Here is a 17,795-nt window from a genome sequence, read left to right as displayed (position 1 = left end):
CACCTTCCAGTTTATCAATACGAAAAGTACGTCTGGGAGGAAGGTCTCCAACAAGCTGCCTTGACCGCTGAACCGGTTGCTCTGCAACAGATCATGCTCGACCCCTAGCCTAAAGTTGCATTGAAGAGAGTACAGTCAATGCTATTCTGGTTATTATTGTGAACGCATTCATAATATTGAACTGGTGGCGATATGAGTGGTCGTGGTGCGGATCGAATCCTTGAGCTGGTTGAGTGGTTAGCTCGACAAGAGCGGGCTAGGTCTCTAGTAGATGTGGTAGATGCACTTTCGCTACCGAAAAGTAGTGCGCTAATGCTACTGCGTACTCTTGTAGAAAAAGGCTACGTATCGCGTGGAAGTTCCGGTTTATATCAATTGCAACGTCTACCTGGTGAGGCTGGGGCTGATAAGTATGCCTGGGGCACAATCGTCAGGAAGATAACACCATTAATTCAGCAAGGGGTTGATCTTACTGGTGAAAGTGGATTTATCGGTGTTTTTGATAGTGAAATGCGTGTCAAGTACCTGAATAAAATATTGCCCGCCCGAGAGATTCGATACGACAGAGATATTACTGTTTCTAGAGATGCGTTTCAGGTCACGAGTGGGCAGGTTCTCCTTGCGGAGCTTAGTGGTGCTGATCTGGAAAAATATTTTTCAGAAATTGGCTTAGGCGGCCTGGCCAATAGGAAAGAAGTTGAGAATAAACTTAAGGAAGTAAAAGAATGCGGCTATGCCGTGAACCTCAAAGGTACTGTGGAGGGTGCTGCAGGGGTAGCAGCGCCGATTTTTGATAAGTATGGAAACTGCTTGGCCGCAATGAATATTGCTGGGCCTCACGATCGTGTTGAAAAAAAGAAAAAACTAATTATAGAAGTCGTCACCGATTTAGCCGAAAAAGCTTCTAGTTCGCTGGTGCTGAGACGCAGCGATGTATAACACAACTATCACAAAAAGAGGTAAGTATGCTTAAAACAATCATAAAAACTACTGTCGTGGGCACTGCCCTCGCGTCGTGCGTCGGTCTTGCTTCTGCTCAGAATTTTCCTGAGCGGCCACTTGAATTCATCGCTGGATACGGTCCGGGCGGTGGTCACGACACAATGATGAGGACGATGGCGCGACTGATCGAGCAAGAGGATATTATCGACGTTCCAATCAACGTAGTTAATAAGGACGGTGGAAACTCCGCTGTTGCAATTGGCTATCTTAATGCGCGTGAAGGCGATCCCCACTATTTAATGGCAATCACTTCCTCGCACATTTCAACACCCCTATCCACAAACATTGGGCTTGATTATTCCGATTTCACTCCGATTGCACGTCTTGGAATCGATCCGGAACTTCTCGTTGTCAACGCACAAAGTGATATCAATTCTCTCGATGAACTTCAGCAATCTGAAGAGATGCTGAATGTTGGTGGTACCGCAACCGGTAGCATCGAGCATATTGTTACCATGCAGTTGGCTGAAGCCACAGGTCTAAATCTCAATTTTATCCCCTTCCAGGGCGATGGCGAGGTTGTAACAGCGCTACTGTCAAACCAGATTGATTTCGCGATTACCAATCCTGGCGCGGTGACCGATTACCTCAACAGTGAGAAGTTTAAAGCAATTGCTATCAGTACAGAGGAGCGGATCGATAGCCTTCCAGATGTTCCCACCTTTGTGGAACAAGGTGTGGATATCACGATAAGCCTATTCCGCGGCGTGACCGCGCCTCCTGGTATCTCAGATGCAGAGCGTGAAGCATTGACGGATATCGTCACGAATCTGCTTGAAAGCGAAGCTTGGCAAAAAGAGTATGTTGAACCAAACGCGATCGTGCCACTCGTGATTACCGGCGAGGAATTTGCTGATTATCTAGGTGAGACCGAGACGGTCTATCGGAAGGTCCTTAGCGAACTTGACATGCTTAGTAATTAACTCTGTAGCCCGGTTTTGCTGGTAGCTGGCCGGGCCATCTCTCTACACCATCGCAACGAGCTATTAACGCACGGGAGGTTCCATGCGAACGTCCGAACTCGTACTTATTGTATTTACAATAGTCTTTTCGGCATTTCTTGGCTACCAAAGTCTTGAGTTCAATTATTTTTCAAATCAAGGTTTCGGGCCTGGATTTGTACCGCTCAACTTTGCTTTGGTAACTCTGTCTTTGGGCGTTTTGATTTTTTTAAAGTTTGGAAAGGGAAGAGCGCAAGTAGATGGTGACACTTTCCAAGTAAAGGAGCATTTAAAAGCAGCGATTCCACCAATATTTGCTGTAATGCTTCTTATTGTTGCTATTTATCTGATGCATTTTGGATCTGTTATAGCTCCTCTATTCGTTGTAATGATGGTGATCTCGAAGACTTTACTGGAGCATTCATTAATCCGTGCTTTCGTTATGAACTTGATCACACTTGGTGCAATTTTCGCAATCTTCAATCTTTGGTTGGGGATTCCAGTCACCTGACTAGAACAGGGTGTTCTTTATGGAAGCGATAAGTAATCTAATGATGGGGTTTGGTGAAGTTCTGACCCCATATAACATAGCCATTATTTTTGCGGCTGGGCTAATCGGGACGGTCGTGGGCGCTTTGCCCGGGCTTGGCCCCTCTGCGGGCATCGCTCTGATGCTGCCGCTGACTTTTGGAATGAATCAGGTATCGGGACTTTGCCTTTTAACCGGCGTCTACATGGGCACAATGTATGGTGGTCGGATTACTGCCATTCTTATCAATGCGCCTGGGGATGCACCCGCCATCGTCACAGCCCTTGAGGGCTATCCAATGATGAAGCAGGGGAGAGGTCCCTTAGCGCTGGGCATTTCGGCGGTTGCCTCATTCATAGGCGGCTTGTTCGGTTTGGCGGTACTCATTTTTCTTGCGCCTCTAATTGCCTCCTATGCGATCTATCTTGGAGCTCCAGAGTATTTTCTCCTTATGGCTATAGGCCTCGCCACTGTCATGCTTCTCGCTGGCAGCAGTATGCTCAAGGCATTATTCGTGACGTGCCTCGGGGTTTTGGTCAGCACTTTTGGAAGTGATTATGTCTCTGGGCAAATCCGGTTCGCCTTTGTACCAGAGATGATTGAGGGTATCGATTTCGTGGCAATTATCATCGGCCTCTATGGACTGGGGGAAGTGCTTTATAACCTTGAAAAAAAGCTAAAGCTCAACCTTGGAAAACCCAGTTTCCGTATGAAAGAGTTTATCCCTGGACGCTCTGAAATGAGTGAGGCTACAGGCCCAACCATTCGGGGGTCCATCCTGGGGACTGTTATCGGGATCGTTCCGGGTGCTGGTGCGACGGTAGCGACCTTTCTCGACTACGCGCTTGAAAAAAAGCTATCACGGACTCCAGAGAAGTTTGGCAATGGTTCGATACCTGGGCTTGCTGGTCCGGAGGCTACCAACAACGCAGCTGTTCCTGGCTCCCTCATACCTTTACTCACGCTCGGCATTCCGGGGTCAGGCGGCACTGCTATCATGCTTGGGGCCCTGATCATGTTCGGGATGCAGCCGGGACCGCTTTTGATGACAAATTCGGGCGATATTGTCTGGGCGATGATCGCGGGGCTTGTGCTGGCGAACTTTTTCCTGCTCCTATCTAATGTCCTTCTTATCCCCGTCTTCGTGAACCTGCTACGAGCAATCCAGAATAACTTGGCGAACGTTGTAATTGCGCTATGTGTGGTAGGCGCTTTTTCATTAAGCTACAGCCCATTTAATATCTGGATCATGCTCATCTTTGGTGTGCTCGGCTATTTGTTGAAAAAGAATGACTATCCTACTGCGCCGTTTATTCTTGCTGTCGTATTGACACCATTGGCTGAAAACTATTTCCGTCAATCCGTCATGCTCGGGCAAGGAAGCGCAATGATCTTCCTTGAGCGACCAATTTCTCTAATCATTCTCGCGCTGATGATTCTCATCGTCGTGGGGACGGTATTTGGCCGCTTACGCGCCAGAAGTATGCGAGACATGACTAGTGCCGATGAGTAAAGGTGTACAAAAAATGAGCTGGCAGAAATATGCGTTCGATGGTAGGTCCGATGGACCGATGCAAGGCGTCCGCGTCATCGACCTATCACGCCTCGTGGCTGGAAACATGACGTCGTTGCAACTCGCTGACTTTGGTGCCGATGTTATCAAAGTTGAGCCCCTTCCTTTGGGCGACCCACTACGAGCGTGGAAGCAAGGAGGTGTATCTACTTTCTGGACTGTTTATGGGAGAAACAAGCGCAGTATTGGCCTCGACTTCAGGAAAGAGGGAGCCATTGAGTTGCTGAAACGGTTAATAGCGACTGCCGATATATTAATAGAAAGCTTTCGCCCTGGGACGCTTGAAAAAATGGGGCTGGGTCCAGAGGCTCTTCACGAAGTATCTCCCAAGCTGATCATACTCCGCGTTTCCGGTTTCGGTCAGAGTGGCCCTTACTCTTCTCGACCTGGTTTCGGCACACTTGTTGAAGGGATGTCTGGTTTCGCTTCACGTAATGGTGAAGAAGGTGGTGATCCTCTTCTGCCGCCGCTGGCTCTGGCAGATATGATTGCAGGGCTTTATGGTTCTAATGCTCTTTTGATGGCACTGCGCTCGCGCGCGACGTCGGGCAAAGGTCAAGTGATCGACCTTGCGCTCCTGGATGCCATGACATCAGTATTAGGGCCAGAAGCTTTAGACTACCAGCTCTTGCAGAAGCCAAAGCCTCGTGTGGGTAATGGTTCAAACACTTCAAGCCCTCGCAATGTCTACCAGACAAGTGACGGAGGGTTTATTGCGCTCTCGGCCTCAATACAAAAGACTGCCGAGAGAGTATTCCGATGTATTGGCCGTGAGGACCTAATCACTCACCCAGACTTCTGCACAAACGAACAACGTGTTGCCCGTAGGCACGCGGTCGATCAGATTGTTGGAGGATGGGTCGGTGAGCGGACGATGGAAGAGGGCCTCTCCATATTCGATGAGCACGGCATTACGGCGGCTCCGGTCTACGATATTGAGGACATCTCTAAAGATCAGCATTTCAGGGAGCGTGGCATTTATGTAGAACTCCCGGATGATGATCTGGGTGGGGCGGCCATGCATGCTCCTGTCCCGAGGCTGTTATCAACACCAGGGGGCTTTCACCGAGCTGCACCTCGGATTTCGGAACACGCTCGTCAAATATTGACCGAAGCCGGTTTTGATGATGCTGAGTTCACAGCCCTTCTTGAATCAGAACTGGTTAGCGAGAGTATACATGACGATAAGTAGCGTATCTTGGCGATCCCTTCTTTATGTCCCAGGCAACAACGATAAGTTTCTTGCTAAGGCTCAAACTCGTGGCGCAGACGCCTTGATCATCGACCTTGAAGATAGTGTGCCATCTGACTGTAAGCAGGCAGCAAGAGAAATGGTTGCTGCAAAGCTATCGTGCCTGATTAAAGGCCCTGCCCAAGTTTGTATTCGTATAAACGGCGATCTTGTTAATATGGCGGACGATCTCCGTACTGTGGTACGGCCAGGAGTTGCGGCAATCTTCTTGCCCAAATGTGAAGATGCTGGAAAGGTGAGATTAGTTGCCCAAGCATTGGACTTGCTAGACCCAATGAATGATGTCGGTATCGTCCCTCTTATCGAAAGCCCGAGCGCACTTATGCACGCTTATGATATTGCACGAGCGGATAAGCGTGTTGTGGCGTTGTTACTCGGTAGCGAGGATTTTGCGACGAGTTGCCAAATAACGCCCTCGGAACAAACGCTTCTTGGTGCAAAACAGCAGATTGTTTATGCCGCAAGGGCTGCAGGGATCTCTCCACTTGGGTTGCTCGATAGTATTGCGAATTTTTCGTCAGCCGATATAGAAGACCTTGCAGTACGCTCTGCGGCTTTTGGGTTCTCAGGAGCGACATCCGTCCATCCCGGTAACATTCAAGCCCTCAACCGAGGATTTTCACCTAGTCAAGAAAATGTTGAATGGGCGGAACGCGTCATGGAAGAGCTGGACAGCGCAGAAAGAAAAAGCCTAGGGGCCGTAACCCTTGATGGTCGTATGATCGACAAGCCGGTTTATGAACGAGCGCGATCTATTCTTGCTCGCCGTCTTCCAAGATAAACTTACAAAAAATTGCCAGCTCTGCAACCAGCTGCAGCTGCTCAGAAGGAATGCACAAACGATTACTAGGCACCCTGTCGGGTGCCGCTCTATCCATCCTCGCACTAAAAGATACGAGATTTTTCGCGCTATTGATAACGTTAGGTTTAGAGTCAGATGTGACTTTATCGTTTTTTATAGCCAACTGCTTGGCATAAGCGGAAGGCGTTAACACACTTGGTCGCTTCGGGAGGCTCTTGATGGCAAGGTCGAGACCTATGAAATCACTCCATAGCCTGGCTCTGTCCTACCTAGATAGCATCTTCAACCACCTTACCGACCTGTGCATACTGTTTCTGACAAAAATAGATGAGCAATATCCGTTCCAGGCCGACCGGTGGCCAACCTCACTTACCCGCCGACTTCTGGAAGTAGGACGGAGACAACGCATCAAGCAGGCGTTGCCATTACAATAGAGCAACCATATGGTGCCAGTAACCATTCACGGTGGATGACCTACTTCTTGATCTGGTGCTCAGCCTGAGCACACGAGATCTGTTTCATCAACGGACTCTGACGGACAGAGGAACGCCACGTTACACATAGCCACCGGCATTTACTAACAGCTACTGCTATATTTAGGCGCACTCCCTTAAATTGGCTGATGGTGTTTTTTTCAGCCATAAGGATTTTTTTGCAAGGGCCTGTTGAAGCTTCGCATGGGCAACCATACAAAACCATAAGCTAAGGCCACCATGCTTTCTTAGTTTTGCCTGAGCTTGTCATAACGCGTTGCTATGGCGGGATACGGCTTCAACCGAGCAAAGGCATTCTCTACAAAATGACGATAGCAATATAACCCACTGTCTAAACTGCTATATTCCAGTGCCCAAAGTCGTCGGGTAAATCGCGCCACTGACAGACGGTACGGATTTGGTAAAGTATGCCTTCTACCGCCATCCGGCAGCCTCGTCATAGAGACGTTGCTGAAGCAGGATAGGTTTTAGCTTCGACCAGTTTTCATCCGTGAGCATCAGTCGGCGCATGGCAAGCTCGCAGTTTGTTGGTGTCGTCTGCGAGTTTGCCCCCCTCCTGCCAATGCTATCCCTCAAAACGCCAACAGGCCCTAGAATATACGGCGCGATTCAGTTTCTACGAAAAGTCGTCTCGCAACCAACGGTCTATACATGCCAAGCAACCATCTCCTTAAAGCTACTGTCGAATTTTCGTAGCGCGTAGCGATGTGGAGACTATGCTTCCCCGCCTTGGTTTGGTCACGGCCCCAACTTGTCGAGCGGCGGTCTCACTGGCTCTCGCCGATCACCATACTTATCACAGCATACGCGCTGTCGATATCCGCCTTCAGCGCTACTACGGCATCCTCGGTATCACGGGAGGAGATTGCTGCCAAAAGGTCGCGATGCTGGCAATTTGATACACGATAGTGCCCCGATGACTGCAAAAGGTGGAACTGCGGCGTTATTCTCAACCATAGCGTCGCGATGATATCGAGAAGCAACGGTGATCCCGCATGCTGGTAGATGGCGAAGTGGAACTTGTAGTTTTCATAGATAAATTCCTTAACCCGCCCGGTCTCCTCGGCTTTTTCCATCTCGATAAGGATTCCGGCCAACCGATCGATAAAGACCTCGTCCGCAGCCGCGACCGCCCAACGTAATGCAGTCGTCTCGACCTCAATACGAACCCTACGTAGATCGGCAAGTTCTGCAGGACCAAGCCGGGGCACCCCGACGGATCGCCCAGAGACCACGGTCAGTGCTCCGAGCGCCATTAACTGCGAGATCGCCTCGCGGACTGGCATGGGACTCACATCCAAAGCCTTAGCGATACGCGCCACCGTCACTGATTCTCCAGGCACAAACGCACCTTGGAGAATCAGCTCGCATAATTGCTGATGCACTTGCGACTGCAAGGTCTCGTGCTTCAGCGGCATCACTCCTTCAAACATTGATTTCAATCCTTGTTTCTTTGCTCCAATTATACTCTTGCTGCGTCTAAAGTATACGTTTCAATAATTGATCAAAAATCAAAAACTGCTTATCTTAAAAAAATGGCTCGTAAGAAGCCGCTTAAACAATAGGAGGTCACATGCTGAATCTGAGTTATAAGGGTGCTGTCTGCGCCGCAGCCGTTGCACTTTCCACGGCGGTGCCAATCCCCGGCCATGCGCAAGAGGAGCCCTATGACATTTACCTCTCGATGAGCTACAGCGGGAATGACTGGCAGGCCGAAGCCTCAAACATGATCAAAGCGCTGGCCGCCAGCAGCGACTATGCCGACAAAGCTAATCTGGAGGTGCAAGTTGCTGGCCCTAACGCCCAACGCCAGATCCAGCAAATCAACGCAATGGTGCAAGCGGGTGCCGATGCCATTGTGGTTTATCCGATATCACCTTCAGCGTTGAACAACGTCGTCAGAAGTGCCTGTTCTCGTGGTGTGGAAATCATTGCCTATGATGGCGAGATTACGGAGCCCTGTGCCTACAACGTTACCATCAACCAGTCCGAGGCGGGCCGAAAGACGGCGGAATGGCTGGTCGACCAGCTTGATGGAGAGGGTGACATCATTCTCGTCAACGGGGTGCCTGGCACGTCGGTCGATACCGCCCGTACGCAGGCTGCCAAGGAGGTTTTTGCGCAGCATGAGGGTATTAATGTCATTGGCGAGGCCGACGGTATGTGGAGCCAAGCCGTCGCGCGTACGGAGCTTAACAAGCTTATGTCGACCCGCGACTGGTCTGATGTGGATGGTTTGTGGATGCAGGTTGGCTGCTATACCGCTAATGCCATGCAACTCGAGTCCGGTATCGCCCCCGAGGATGTGGCCCCCTGTGCTGGTGAAGGCTCAAATGGTGGACGCATTCAGATGCTTCCGTTGGGGGCTGAGGTCGATGGTGCAGAGTTACCCTATGCTCCTTTCGGAGCCCCTCGCATTTCTTACGCTGCGCCTCCCTATTCCGGAGCGATGGCATTTAAGCTTGCTGTAGATATCCTTGACGGAAAGGAGGTCGACAAGCGGACCGAACTGCCACTACCACTCGTTACGAATGAGACAGTTCAACTGTGCGAGACAGGTAGCTGGGATGAGCAGAAAGCGGGCTGTAATGTCTTCAACCCCAGCTTGGTATCGAACCCCGGATGGTTCGCCTCGATCTTTTCCGAAAAGCTGCCGCAGTTGGGCTTGGATGCAGCCCTTGAAGGGCAGCCGGAAAACTGAGCCCTTCCGAGCCCCGGCGGCCTGTGCCGCCGGGGCTTTCGAAATTCCGGGACTCCAAGGAAACACTATGTCCGCAGACCATGAAACAGTACCTGGAATCGAGGTACAGGGCCTAACCAAGGCCTATGGCCCGACCCTGGCAAACAGCGACGTTACGTTTAAAGTATCTCCCGGCTCAGCCCATGCGTTACTGGGGGAGAACGGTGCTGGCAAATCCACCACAATGAAATTGCTTTCGGGACTGATTAAGCCCGACAGCGGTGAAATTCGTATTCACGGCCAACTTGTTGCCCTTAACAGCGCACGTGACGCTCACGCAAGAGGCATCCAAACCGCCTTTCAAGAATTAACATTAATCCCCGATCTGACGGTGCTAGACAACATGCTGCTGCCGCGGGCGCCTTGGACGCTGTTTGGCACACTGAACCGAACACGCGTCCGGCATGAGGTGCTGCAACATTTCGCGGCACTTGAGCTAGATATCGATCCCGACGCGTTGGCATCGGAGTTGAACCTCGCCACTCGGCAGAAGATTGAGATTGCACGCGCGCTTAGTCGCAACCCTTCGGTGTTACTGCTCGACGAACCAACTTCTGCGCTCTCAGGAGAGGATGTTGAATGGCTTGGCCGGATCATAGCTGGTGCGAAAGCACGTGGCATCACTGTGTTGTTTATTTCCCACCGGTTGCCTGAGGTTCGCGCATTCTGTGACACGATGACGATCCTGCGTAACGGCAAATCGGTCTATTCGTCCCGTGTGGATGCGGTGACAGACGACGAGGTGGTCGAGTTGATTATCGGTCGGTCGGTCGAAAACGCTTTCCCGCCGCGCCGTTCGGTGCGTGATCGCAGCGGTGAGACACCGGTGCTCGCTGCGCGGGGGCTATCCGCAGGGCCCAAGTTGCAGGATCTTGATTTGTCCCTGCATAAGGGGGAAATCTTGGGCATCGCTGGGCTTCAGGGTATGGGGCAGGAGTCTTTATTTCCCGCGCTCTTCGGTGAAGAGATAGTAACGGCGGGGCACATTGAGCTGGATGGAAAGACGCTACACCTGCGGTCGGCAGCCGATGCACTGGATCCCTCCGTCGCAATCGGCATGGTGCCTGAAGAGCGCAAGACAGGAGGGCTGTTCCTAAAACTTTCAGGACGTCAAAACGCCACGCTGCCAGCGCTGGGGCGCTTCCGTCGTGGCTTGCTTCTAAATGAAGGCGCAGAGGCGCGTGCGGCCGCCGGGGCTTTTGCGGCGGTCGAGGTAGATGAGCGAGCACAATATATGCCAGCTGGAGCGTTCTCCGGCGGCAATCAGCAGAAGATCGTAATAGCCAAGTGGCTGGTGGCGCAGAGTCGGATTCTTTTGCTCTTCGACCCGACCCGCGGCATCGACGTGGGCACCAAGGAACAACTCTACGCGCTATTCCGCGCATTTACCGATGCGGGTGGGTCGGTACTGTTCCACTCCACCGAGATTCCCGAGCTTGTGCATCTCTGTGACCGAGTGGGTGTGCTCTACGAGGGTCGGCTGGCCTCATGGCTGGAGGGCGAGACGCTGACAGAAAACGCGATTATGCAGGAGACTCTGGGCGGAGTAGACCCATTGGCTAATGCCGCTGCGCGGGAGGCGAGCACATGATTGATCAGGCGAGAAAACAGAGATTTCGCTATCGGTTCGGCATCTCTGGTGGGAGCTTAAATGGGATGATGCTCGCTGCGCGGCGTGGACAAGCCGTCATCGTTACCTTCTTTGTCTTTTTGGCACTAATGTGTTTGAATGCGGCGCTATCCCCTTACCCCCTGAACTACTTCGACATTTCCTTTTTGGCGAGCGGCGGCGCAACCACTGCCATCGCTGCTGCGGGTCAATCGCTAGTTATCCTTTCTGGAGGCTTCGACCTATCGGCCGGTGCAGTTGTTTCGCTGGTCAACGCCGTGCTGGCGACCTCAATGGATCCAGCGCAGGAGGAAGCTTCAGTTCTCCTCTGGACGCTCATAGGCATCGGCATCGGAGCCTGTGTCGGTGCAGTGAATGGGTTCTTTGTAGCGGTAATGCGACTGCAGCCCATCGTGGTGACGCTTGCGGTAATGTTCATCGTGCAGGGCATCACACTTCTGGTAATGGCTAGCCCGGGCGGTTTCGTGTCGCCCTCGCTGGGCATGGCCTACCTGGGGGATGTGATCCCTGGTCTGCTACCTGCACCGGTGGTGCTATTACTGGTACTGGCTGTGTTGTGGCTCTGGCTAAAGCGCACTTCCTTCGGTGTGACGCTGTATGCCGTGGGAAGCGACTCAGAGGCTGCGGGTACCACCGGGCTGCATACTAAGGTGGTGACTTTCGGAACCTATGTTCTCGCGGGTGGCCTCTATGGTCTTGCTGGTGTATTCGTGAGCGCGCAAACCGGGGCGGGCGACCCACTGGTGGGTAACTCTTTGTTACTACCGACCTTCGCAGCAGTGGTGATAGGTGGTACTCGATTAGGCGGCGGGAAGGGCGGCATAGTAGGCCCGCTCTTTGGTGCTTACGTGCTAATGATCGTTGTCAATCTGCTATTGTCGCTGAACGTCTCAGCATATTACTCAACCATTGCCGAAAGTGCGGTACTTATGATCGCCGTTCTGATGGGGTCGCTGTCACGTGATAGCGTGCTGTCGAAGCGGCTGCGTGATTTGAAGGCAGGGCTTGGTGCGCGGCGCTCCGGGCATCTTGCTGGGCAACGCGCGCGCGAGGATAAGCGATTGATCTTCACTACGCCCAGTGAGGATGTGCCCCCTTTAAGCTTTATGCAGCGACATGGCCCGACGCTACGCCATGTACTGCCGAGCTACATCTGTCTTCTATTAGTGGTAATCGTCACGCAAGTAGTCTTGAGTAATGTCTTCGGCAATCAACGCTACTGGGACTCCCTGCTTGTGCTGTCGAGCTTCTTGGCCATCCTCGCGCTGGGGCAGGGGGCGGTGATCCTCACTGGTGGACTCGACCTATCGCTACCTTGGTGTATCGCACTCTCGGGTGTGATGCTCACCGGTCTCGTCGGCGGGCAGGATGTTGGCCTCTGGTCCGCGATTCCGATCGTGCTTCTCGTAGCCACCGCCATCGGTGTGCTCAACGGGCTAGGTGTGGTCGCCCTAGGCCTTTCTCCCATCGTTGTCACGCTTGCAATGAACGGCTTCCTGCAAGGTGCAGCTCTGATCTGGTCGGATGGCTCGCCTGCCGGCTTCGCACCTCCCTCCCTGCGCTGGCTTATGACCAGTAAGGTAATGGGCTTCACTCCAGTGACCCTGTTTATGGTGGTCTTTGTCGCTTTCGCCATTCTGCTGCTTAACCGTACAAAATTCGGTCGTCAGGTTTATGCCGTGGGCAACAGTGAGCTTGCTGCACGCTTGTCGGGCGTGCCCGTCGGACGAGTAATTGTTTCGGTCTACGTGCTTTCAGCACTTTGTGCGGCGCTGGTGGGGATTCTACTTGCTGGGTTCTCGGGTCAAGCAAGCCTTGGTATGGGCGATGACTATTTGCTGCCCTCGATTGCCGTTGTGGTGGTTGGCGGCGCGCTGATCACCGGCGGCCGGGGCCATTACATAGGGATGTTGGGTGGGGCGCTGCTGCTGACTGCAATGCAGATGTTGTTGGCGGGTACGTCACTGCCAAGCGCCTTCCGAGCGGTGTTCTTCGGATTATTAATCCTGGCGGCGGTGGTCGCAATCAAGGAATGAAGGAGAAGAGACAATGACTAATATGAAATTGCCAGGCCTAAACGGTTTGCGTGTGGCCGTTACCGCTGGGGCCGGGGGAATCGGCTTCTGCATCGCACGGGGGCTAATACAGCAAGGAGCCCGAGTCGCTATCTGTGACGTGGATAAGATGGCGCTCGACGCCGCGGCAGAAGAGCTGGGTGTCGAGGTCACCACCGTTGCCGATGTTTCCGACGAAGCTCAGGTCGCAGATTTCTTCGCTGCAATAAAGATGAAGCTCGGCGGTCTCGACGCCCTAGTGAATAACGCGGGGATCTCCGGGCCAACTGGTGGCGTCGAGGAGATACCACTTGCCGACTGGAAGCGCTGCATCGATATCTGTCTGACCGGTCAGTTCCTCTGCTCGCAACACGCAGTGCCCATGATTAAGGCCGCCGGTGGCGGCGCCATCGTCAATATCTCCTCCTCAGCGGGGAAGTTCGGATATGCCTACCGCACACCCTATTCCTCAGCCAAGTGGGGTGTCATCGGCTTCACCCAATCCTTGGCCAAAGAGCTGGGACCGTCGAACATCCGTGCCAACGCAGTCCTGCCTGGGATCATCGAAGGGCCACGTATGGAGAACGTAATTACTGCCCGTGCTGAGCAGACTGGCGTTAGCTACGAACATATGAAAGCGGAGTACCTCAGCCGCATTTCGTTGCGCCGAATGACCCCTCCTGAGGATGTGGCGGACATGGCAGCTTACTTGATCTCGGAGGCTGGGAGGAACCTTTCGGGCCAGAGTTTTCCCGTCGATGGCAACGTGGAGACACTATGATGTTAGCTCCTGTCGCTTGTATCGGCTCCGGCCTGATTGGACGGTCCTGGGCTATCGTCTTCTCCCGAGCGGGCCACGAAGTTCGTTTATGGGATGCCAAACCGGAAGCATCCGAGGCCGCTCGCGCCTTTTGTGCCGAGGTGCTACCCGAGTTGGAACAGCTCGGGCTCATCGACTGCAACGCCAACGATGCCTTGGCGCGCATCCACACAGCCAGCACGCTAGAAGAGGCTCTTGATGGTGCCATTCACGTACAGGAAAGCACCTTCGAGAATCTCGCAATGAAACGGGAAATCTTTGCGCGGCTTGATGCGGTGGCTGCACCGGAGACTGTGCTAGCCTCCTCCACCTCGGCGCTGCTTCCCTCGGCCATTTCCGAGGAGCTAGAGGGCCGTGCCCGTGTCATGGTGAATCATCCAATCAACCCGTCCTACCTCGTGCCAGCGGCCGAGCTGGTACCAGCGCCTTGGACCGACAAATCGCTAATAAACCGCACGGCGGAAATGCTGCGAGCCGCTGGTATGCATCCCATCGTAATGACTAAAGAGATTGATGGTTTCGTTATGAATAGGATGCAAGGCGCGCTTTTGCATGAGGCGTTTCGACTTGTCGCAGGCGGATACGCAAGTGCTGAAGACGTCGATATCGGAATCCGGGAAGGTCTTGCGCTGCGTTGGTCCTTCATGGGGCCCTTCGAGACTATCGATCTCAACGCTCCCGGCGGTGTGCGCGACTATGTCGGCCGTTACGCGGGGGCCTACGAAAACTTAGCTGGCCAGCCCGCTGCTGACTGGCAGGGTAAGGTGTTGGACCAGATCGAGGCGGATCGCCGTGTGGCGCTGCCGCAGGAGAAACTTTCCGAGCGCCAAGCTTGGCGCGACCGCCGGCTGATGGCGCTGGCTGACCACAAGCGGCGTGCCGCGAACGAGATTGGAGACTAACTCATGTCCAACAAGGTTATTATTACCTGCGCCGTGACGGGCGCAATCCATACCCCGACCATGTCAGACCATCTGCCCATTACACCTGATGAGATCGCTGAGGCCGCAATCTCCGCAGCAGAGGCGGGCGCGTCGATACTTCACCTCCACGCCCGTGACCCTAAAACGGGCAAACCCGATCAGTCCGCTGAAGCTTTCAGGCCATTTCTTGGGCGTATCAAACAGTCTACCAACGCGATTGTGAACATCACCACGGGTGGCTCACCCTATATGAACGTGCAGGAACGAGTGCAGCCAGCCGCGCAATGGCAGCCTGAGGTTGCCTCGTTAAACATGGGGTCAATGAATTTTGGCTTCTTTCCATTGCTCGCAAAGTACAAGGAATTTAAGTACGAATGGGAGCGAGATCACCTTGAAGGTTCGCGAGACTTGGTCTTTCGTAACTCGTTCAAGGATATCGAATACGTGCTCGAAACCTGCTATGGCAATGGCACACGGTTTGAATTCGAATGCTACGACATTTCGCATCTCTATAACCTCGCGCATTTCGCTGACCGAGGCTTGGTGAAGCCACCTTTTTTCGTGCAGTCGGTGTTCGGTCTTCTGGGCGGGATCGGCACACATCCCGAGGATGTGATGCACATGAAGCGCACCGCCGATCGTCTGTTTGGTAGTGATTACCGCTGGTCCGTACTTGGAGCGGGTAAAGATCAGTTCCGTATCGCCACACAGGCAGTTGCGATGGGTGGAAATATCCGCGTGGGGCTGGAGGATTCGATCTGGATCTCCCGCAGCAAACTCGCGGAGTCTAATGCCCAGCAGGTAGTAAAGGCGCGAAGCATCGTCGAGGGGCTAGGCCTGGAAATTGCGACGCCCGATGAAGCGCGAGAGATGCTCTCGCTCAAGGGTGGCGATGCGGTGAATTTTTGAGGAGGAGGAAATATGCAAATTGACATATTGCTGGACGTCAAGACTACCCTGGGCGAGGGGCCGGTCTGGGATGTGGAGCAACAGCGACTCTATTTTATCGACTCAATGGACGGTCGGGTATTTCGCTGCGCCGCTGACGGAACAGATCTGAGAGCTTGGGACGTACCGGGCAAGATCGGCTCGATGGCGCTTCGCAAGAATGGTGAGGGGGCTATACTTTCACTCGATAAAGGATTCTGGCTCCTGGATTTCAAAAGCGGTCACTGCGAGTTGTTGCATGATCCTGAGTCCAATCTGGTGGATACCCGCATCAACGATGGAAAATGTGACCGGATGGGGCGCTTCTTTGCCGGGTCGATGGATATGATGGAAGAAGGCCCGAAGGGGGCACTCTACCGCGTTGAGCCGGACATGACCGTAACCAAGATTGAGGATGGAATCATTTGTTCCAATGGACCCTGCTTCAGTCCCGACGACAAGACCTTTTACTTTACCGACACCTGGACCGGCGAAGTCTGGGCCTATGACTATGACATCACCACGGGCGAGATTTCTAATCGGCGAACCTTCGCTAAGGTTGACACGTTAAATGGCGGAGCTGCGGACGGAGCAACGGTGGACTCCGAAGGTTACTACTGGATGGCGTTGGTATATGACGGGCGGATCTGTAGGTTTGCGCCCGACGGTACACTAGACCGAGAAATCGAGATGCCGGTAAAAAAAGTGACAAGTGTGCAGTTCGGCGGACCCGATCTAGACGTGCTCTACGTTACCTCTATGGCTAAGCCGCCGCTACCTCGCTTCCCGGGCGACGGAGTGCAGCGCGGCAGTCTCTTCGCCATCACTGGGCTTGGCGTGACAGGTATCCCAGAACCCCGCTTCGGCGGCTGAGTCAGGGATACTGACCAATTAGACGGGTAAGGTTCCTTTAGGTCGCTTATCACGTCCGATTACTTACGCATAAGTCAGGAAAAGACGAGCCAACTGGGCTCTAAATACACCCTTTGCCACCAGATCCCCCCTCAAGGGGCGGATCTGTTTCGGTTTGAACTATCTCTGTCCGACACTGACCTAGAGGCGCTACTAGCCACCTACACGCATGGTAAAAAGCCAGTATGCGTCGGACACCTTTCAGAAGTTGCTAACGCAACTAGGTTATCGGTGCAACATGAGTCGTAAGGAAAATTGCTGGGGAAATGCTCCATCAGAAAGCTTCTTCCATACTATGAAGACGGAGCTGGTTCACCATGAAGACATCAAAATGCGGGCTGAAGCGAAGCATGTGATCTTCGAGTATATCGAAGGGTTTTATAACTTGGTGCGGCTCCACTCCAGCAATGCTATATGAGTCCAGTGGACTATGAGTCAGCGCTACCAGCAGCTGCTTAAATATATGCCCGAAGACTGTTGCCACATCAGCACAGGGGCTGCCACAGAGGCAGTAGAAGCCATTCATTGGTAAGGTAATCCCCATTCATAACCGGGGAGCGATAAGTAGAGTTGGTTAGGCAGCCATGGTCACCTTCTGTTTCGGTGTTATCCCACCCAATGCCATGTTCGGCCGCTCGTGGTTGTACGTCCAGAGCCAGCGTGTGGCAAAATCCTGTACTTCAGCGATCGAGTCGAAAAGATAATGGCTCAGCCAATCATAACGGACTGTTCGGTTGTAACGTTCGATGTAGGCATTCTGCTGCGGCTTGCCAGGTTGAATGTGCAGCAACTCAATACCGTTCTGCTTCGCCCAACGGGTTAGTTTGCCACTGATGTATTCCGGGCCGTTGTCGCACCGAATGGCCTTGGGTCGGCCACGCCATTCGATCAACTGGTTTAAGGAGCGTATCACGCGCTCTGCTGGCAGTGAGAAGTCTGCATCGATGATCAGGCCTTCCCGATTGTGATCATCGATCACGTTAAACAACCGGTACGTTCGGCCATCGGCCAACTGATCATGCATGAAGTCCATCGACCAGCAGTCGTTCAGAGCAGTGGGTACAACCAATGGCGCAGGTTTTTCTCGCACCAATCGCTTTTTCGGCTTGATGCGTAAGTTCAGCTCCAATGCCCGGTAAATTCGGTAGATGCGCTTATGGTTCCAACGAAAGCCCTTCACGTTGCGCAGATACAAG

Annotated in this window: 16 protein-coding genes and 3 pseudogenes; 14 read left to right on the top strand and 5 right to left on the bottom strand. The window is 53.1% G+C overall.

Features of this window, described 5'->3' with window-relative positions; all coding sequences use genetic code 11:
* The first annotated feature begins 192 nt into the window (after positions 1 to 192).
* From ACT3TC_RS16435 to ACT3TC_RS16410, 6 genes are all read left to right on the top strand, one after another.
* A complete protein-coding gene (locus ACT3TC_RS16435; protein ID WP_444640985.1) occupies positions 193 to 939 on the top strand; it encodes an IclR family transcriptional regulator in 747 nt (248 codons plus the stop codon).
* A gap of 26 nt (positions 940 to 965) precedes the next feature.
* Positions 966 to 1,925: a Bug family tripartite tricarboxylate transporter substrate binding protein gene (locus ACT3TC_RS16430; protein WP_444640983.1), complete on the top strand. Its 960-nt coding sequence runs from the start codon at positions 966 to 968 to the stop codon at positions 1,923 to 1,925.
* Between the two features lie 82 nt (positions 1,926 to 2,007).
* Positions 2,008 to 2,454 carry a tripartite tricarboxylate transporter TctB family protein gene (locus ACT3TC_RS16425; RefSeq protein WP_444640982.1) on the top strand — a complete coding sequence of 149 codons (447 nt, stop codon included), beginning with the start codon at positions 2,008 to 2,010 and terminating at the stop codon, positions 2,452 to 2,454.
* 19 nt (positions 2,455 to 2,473) lie between these two features.
* Positions 2,474 to 3,985, top strand: a complete 1,512-nt coding sequence (locus ACT3TC_RS16420) for a tripartite tricarboxylate transporter permease (RefSeq protein ID WP_444640980.1) — start codon at positions 2,474 to 2,476, stop codon at positions 3,983 to 3,985.
* 13 nt (positions 3,986 to 3,998) lie between these two features.
* Positions 3,999 to 5,237 carry a CaiB/BaiF CoA transferase family protein gene (locus ACT3TC_RS16415; RefSeq protein ID WP_444640978.1) on the top strand — a complete coding sequence of 413 codons (1,239 nt, stop codon included), beginning with the start codon at positions 3,999 to 4,001 and terminating at the stop codon, positions 5,235 to 5,237.
* On the top strand, positions 5,224 to 6,078 hold the full coding sequence (locus ACT3TC_RS16410; protein ID WP_444640976.1) for an HpcH/HpaI aldolase/citrate lyase family protein: 855 nt from the start codon (positions 5,224 to 5,226) through the stop codon (positions 6,076 to 6,078). Before ACT3TC_RS16415 ends, ACT3TC_RS16410 begins: the two co-directional genes overlap by 14 nt.
* Before the next feature lie 208 nt (positions 6,079 to 6,286).
* Here ACT3TC_RS16410 and ACT3TC_RS16405 read toward each other — a convergent pair.
* From ACT3TC_RS16405 to ACT3TC_RS16390, 4 genes and pseudogenes are all read right to left on the bottom strand, one after another.
* Positions 6,287 to 6,570, bottom strand: a pseudogene (locus ACT3TC_RS16405) (IS5/IS1182 family transposase); the annotation flags it as partial.
* Positions 6,571 to 6,820: 250 nt separating this feature from the next.
* Positions 6,821 to 6,928: pseudogene (locus tag ACT3TC_RS16400) on the bottom strand (IS5/IS1182 family transposase); the annotation flags it as partial.
* A complete protein-coding gene (locus ACT3TC_RS16395) occupies positions 6,925 to 7,017 on the bottom strand; it encodes a transposase (protein WP_444640974.1) in 93 nt (30 codons plus the stop codon). The gene ACT3TC_RS16395 and the pseudogene ACT3TC_RS16400, both read right to left, overlap by 4 nt.
* Positions 7,018 to 7,360: 343 nt before the next feature.
* Entirely contained in the window at positions 7,361 to 8,026 is a 666-nt protein-coding gene (locus ACT3TC_RS16390) for a GntR family transcriptional regulator (protein WP_444640972.1), read from the bottom strand.
* A 140-nt stretch (positions 8,027 to 8,166) separates the two neighbouring features.
* On the opposite strand from ACT3TC_RS16390, the gene ACT3TC_RS16385 reads away from it, so the two are divergent.
* From ACT3TC_RS16385 to ACT3TC_RS16350, 8 genes and pseudogenes are all read left to right on the top strand, one after another.
* A complete protein-coding gene (locus ACT3TC_RS16385; protein ID WP_444640970.1) occupies positions 8,167 to 9,294 on the top strand; it encodes a sugar ABC transporter substrate-binding protein in 1,128 nt (375 codons plus the stop codon).
* A gap of 67 nt (positions 9,295 to 9,361) precedes the next feature.
* Positions 9,362 to 10,924 carry a sugar ABC transporter ATP-binding protein gene (locus tag ACT3TC_RS16380; protein ID WP_444640969.1) on the top strand — a complete coding sequence of 521 codons (1,563 nt, stop codon included), beginning with the start codon at positions 9,362 to 9,364 and terminating at the stop codon, positions 10,922 to 10,924.
* A gap of 65 nt (positions 10,925 to 10,989) precedes the next feature.
* A complete protein-coding gene (locus ACT3TC_RS16375) occupies positions 10,990 to 12,999 on the top strand; it encodes an ABC transporter permease (RefSeq protein ID WP_444640967.1) in 2,010 nt (669 codons plus the stop codon).
* A 13-nt stretch (positions 13,000 to 13,012) separates the two neighbouring features.
* The gene (locus ACT3TC_RS16370; protein WP_444640966.1) at positions 13,013 to 13,798 is read left to right on the top strand and encodes an SDR family oxidoreductase; all 786 of its coding nucleotides are present in this window, start codon (positions 13,013 to 13,015) and stop codon (positions 13,796 to 13,798) included.
* Positions 13,795 to 14,739 carry a 3-hydroxyacyl-CoA dehydrogenase gene (locus ACT3TC_RS16365; protein WP_444640964.1) on the top strand — a complete coding sequence of 315 codons (945 nt, stop codon included), beginning with the start codon at positions 13,795 to 13,797 and terminating at the stop codon, positions 14,737 to 14,739. The genes ACT3TC_RS16370 and ACT3TC_RS16365 overlap by 4 nt, the downstream gene beginning before the upstream one ends.
* 3 nt (positions 14,740 to 14,742) lie before the next feature.
* Positions 14,743 to 15,669, top strand: coding sequence for a 3-keto-5-aminohexanoate cleavage protein (locus ACT3TC_RS16360; protein ID WP_444640962.1), 927 nt, complete (start codon positions 14,743 to 14,745; stop codon positions 15,667 to 15,669).
* Positions 15,670 to 15,681: 12 nt separating this feature from the next.
* Positions 15,682 to 16,560, top strand: a complete 879-nt coding sequence (locus ACT3TC_RS16355) for an SMP-30/gluconolactonase/LRE family protein (RefSeq protein WP_444640960.1) — start codon at positions 15,682 to 15,684, stop codon at positions 16,558 to 16,560.
* Positions 16,561 to 16,777: 217 nt separating this feature from the next.
* Positions 16,778 to 17,058 (top strand): annotated as a pseudogene (locus tag ACT3TC_RS16350) (IS3 family transposase); the annotation flags it as partial.
* A 115-nt stretch (positions 17,059 to 17,173) separates the two neighbouring features.
* Here ACT3TC_RS16350 and ACT3TC_RS16345 read toward each other — a convergent pair.
* Positions 17,174 to 17,795, bottom strand: a 622-nt coding sequence (locus ACT3TC_RS16345; protein ID WP_444640959.1) for an IS3 family transposase, incomplete at its 5' end; no start/stop codon positions are given.

This window comes from Halomonas sp. AOP27-A1-41 (genome assembly GCF_052378605.1).
GTDB classification, from domain to species: Bacteria; Pseudomonadota; Gammaproteobacteria; order Pseudomonadales; family Halomonadaceae; genus Vreelandella; species Vreelandella citrativorans.
Note: the sequence above shows the minus strand (reverse complement) of the source record. Positions and strands in the feature narration are given on the sequence as shown.

Bases quoted from the DNA above. Each gene is read 5' to 3' on its own strand.
- ACT3TC_RS16435 (WP_444640985.1), top strand. From the start codon at position 193: ATGAGTGGTCGTGGTGCGGATCGAATCCTTGAGCTGGTTGAGTGGTTA.
- ACT3TC_RS16430 (WP_444640983.1), top strand. From the start codon at position 966: ATGCTTAAAACAATCATAAAAACTACTGTCGTGGGCACTGCCCTCGCG.
- ACT3TC_RS16425 (WP_444640982.1), top strand. From the start codon at position 2,008: ATGCGAACGTCCGAACTCGTACTTATTGTATTTACAATAGTCTTTTCG.
- ACT3TC_RS16420 (WP_444640980.1), top strand. From the start codon at position 2,474: ATGGAAGCGATAAGTAATCTAATGATGGGGTTTGGTGAAGTTCTGACC.
- ACT3TC_RS16415 (WP_444640978.1), top strand. From the start codon at position 3,999: ATGAGCTGGCAGAAATATGCGTTCGATGGTAGGTCCGATGGACCGATG.
- ACT3TC_RS16410 (WP_444640976.1), top strand. From the start codon at position 5,224: ATGACGATAAGTAGCGTATCTTGGCGATCCCTTCTTTATGTCCCAGGC.
- ACT3TC_RS16395 (WP_444640974.1), bottom strand. From the start codon at position 7,017: ATGGCGGTAGAAGGCATACTTTACCAAATCCGTACCGTCTGTCAGTGG.
- ACT3TC_RS16390 (WP_444640972.1), bottom strand. From the start codon at position 8,026: ATGTTTGAAGGAGTGATGCCGCTGAAGCACGAGACCTTGCAGTCGCAA.
- ACT3TC_RS16385 (WP_444640970.1), top strand. From the start codon at position 8,167: ATGCTGAATCTGAGTTATAAGGGTGCTGTCTGCGCCGCAGCCGTTGCA.
- ACT3TC_RS16380 (WP_444640969.1), top strand. From the start codon at position 9,362: ATGTCCGCAGACCATGAAACAGTACCTGGAATCGAGGTACAGGGCCTA.
- ACT3TC_RS16375 (WP_444640967.1), top strand. From the start codon at position 10,990: ATGATGCTCGCTGCGCGGCGTGGACAAGCCGTCATCGTTACCTTCTTT.
- ACT3TC_RS16370 (WP_444640966.1), top strand. From the start codon at position 13,013: ATGACTAATATGAAATTGCCAGGCCTAAACGGTTTGCGTGTGGCCGTT.
- ACT3TC_RS16365 (WP_444640964.1), top strand. From the start codon at position 13,795: ATGATGTTAGCTCCTGTCGCTTGTATCGGCTCCGGCCTGATTGGACGG.
- ACT3TC_RS16360 (WP_444640962.1), top strand. From the start codon at position 14,743: ATGTCCAACAAGGTTATTATTACCTGCGCCGTGACGGGCGCAATCCAT.
- ACT3TC_RS16355 (WP_444640960.1), top strand. From the start codon at position 15,682: ATGCAAATTGACATATTGCTGGACGTCAAGACTACCCTGGGCGAGGGG.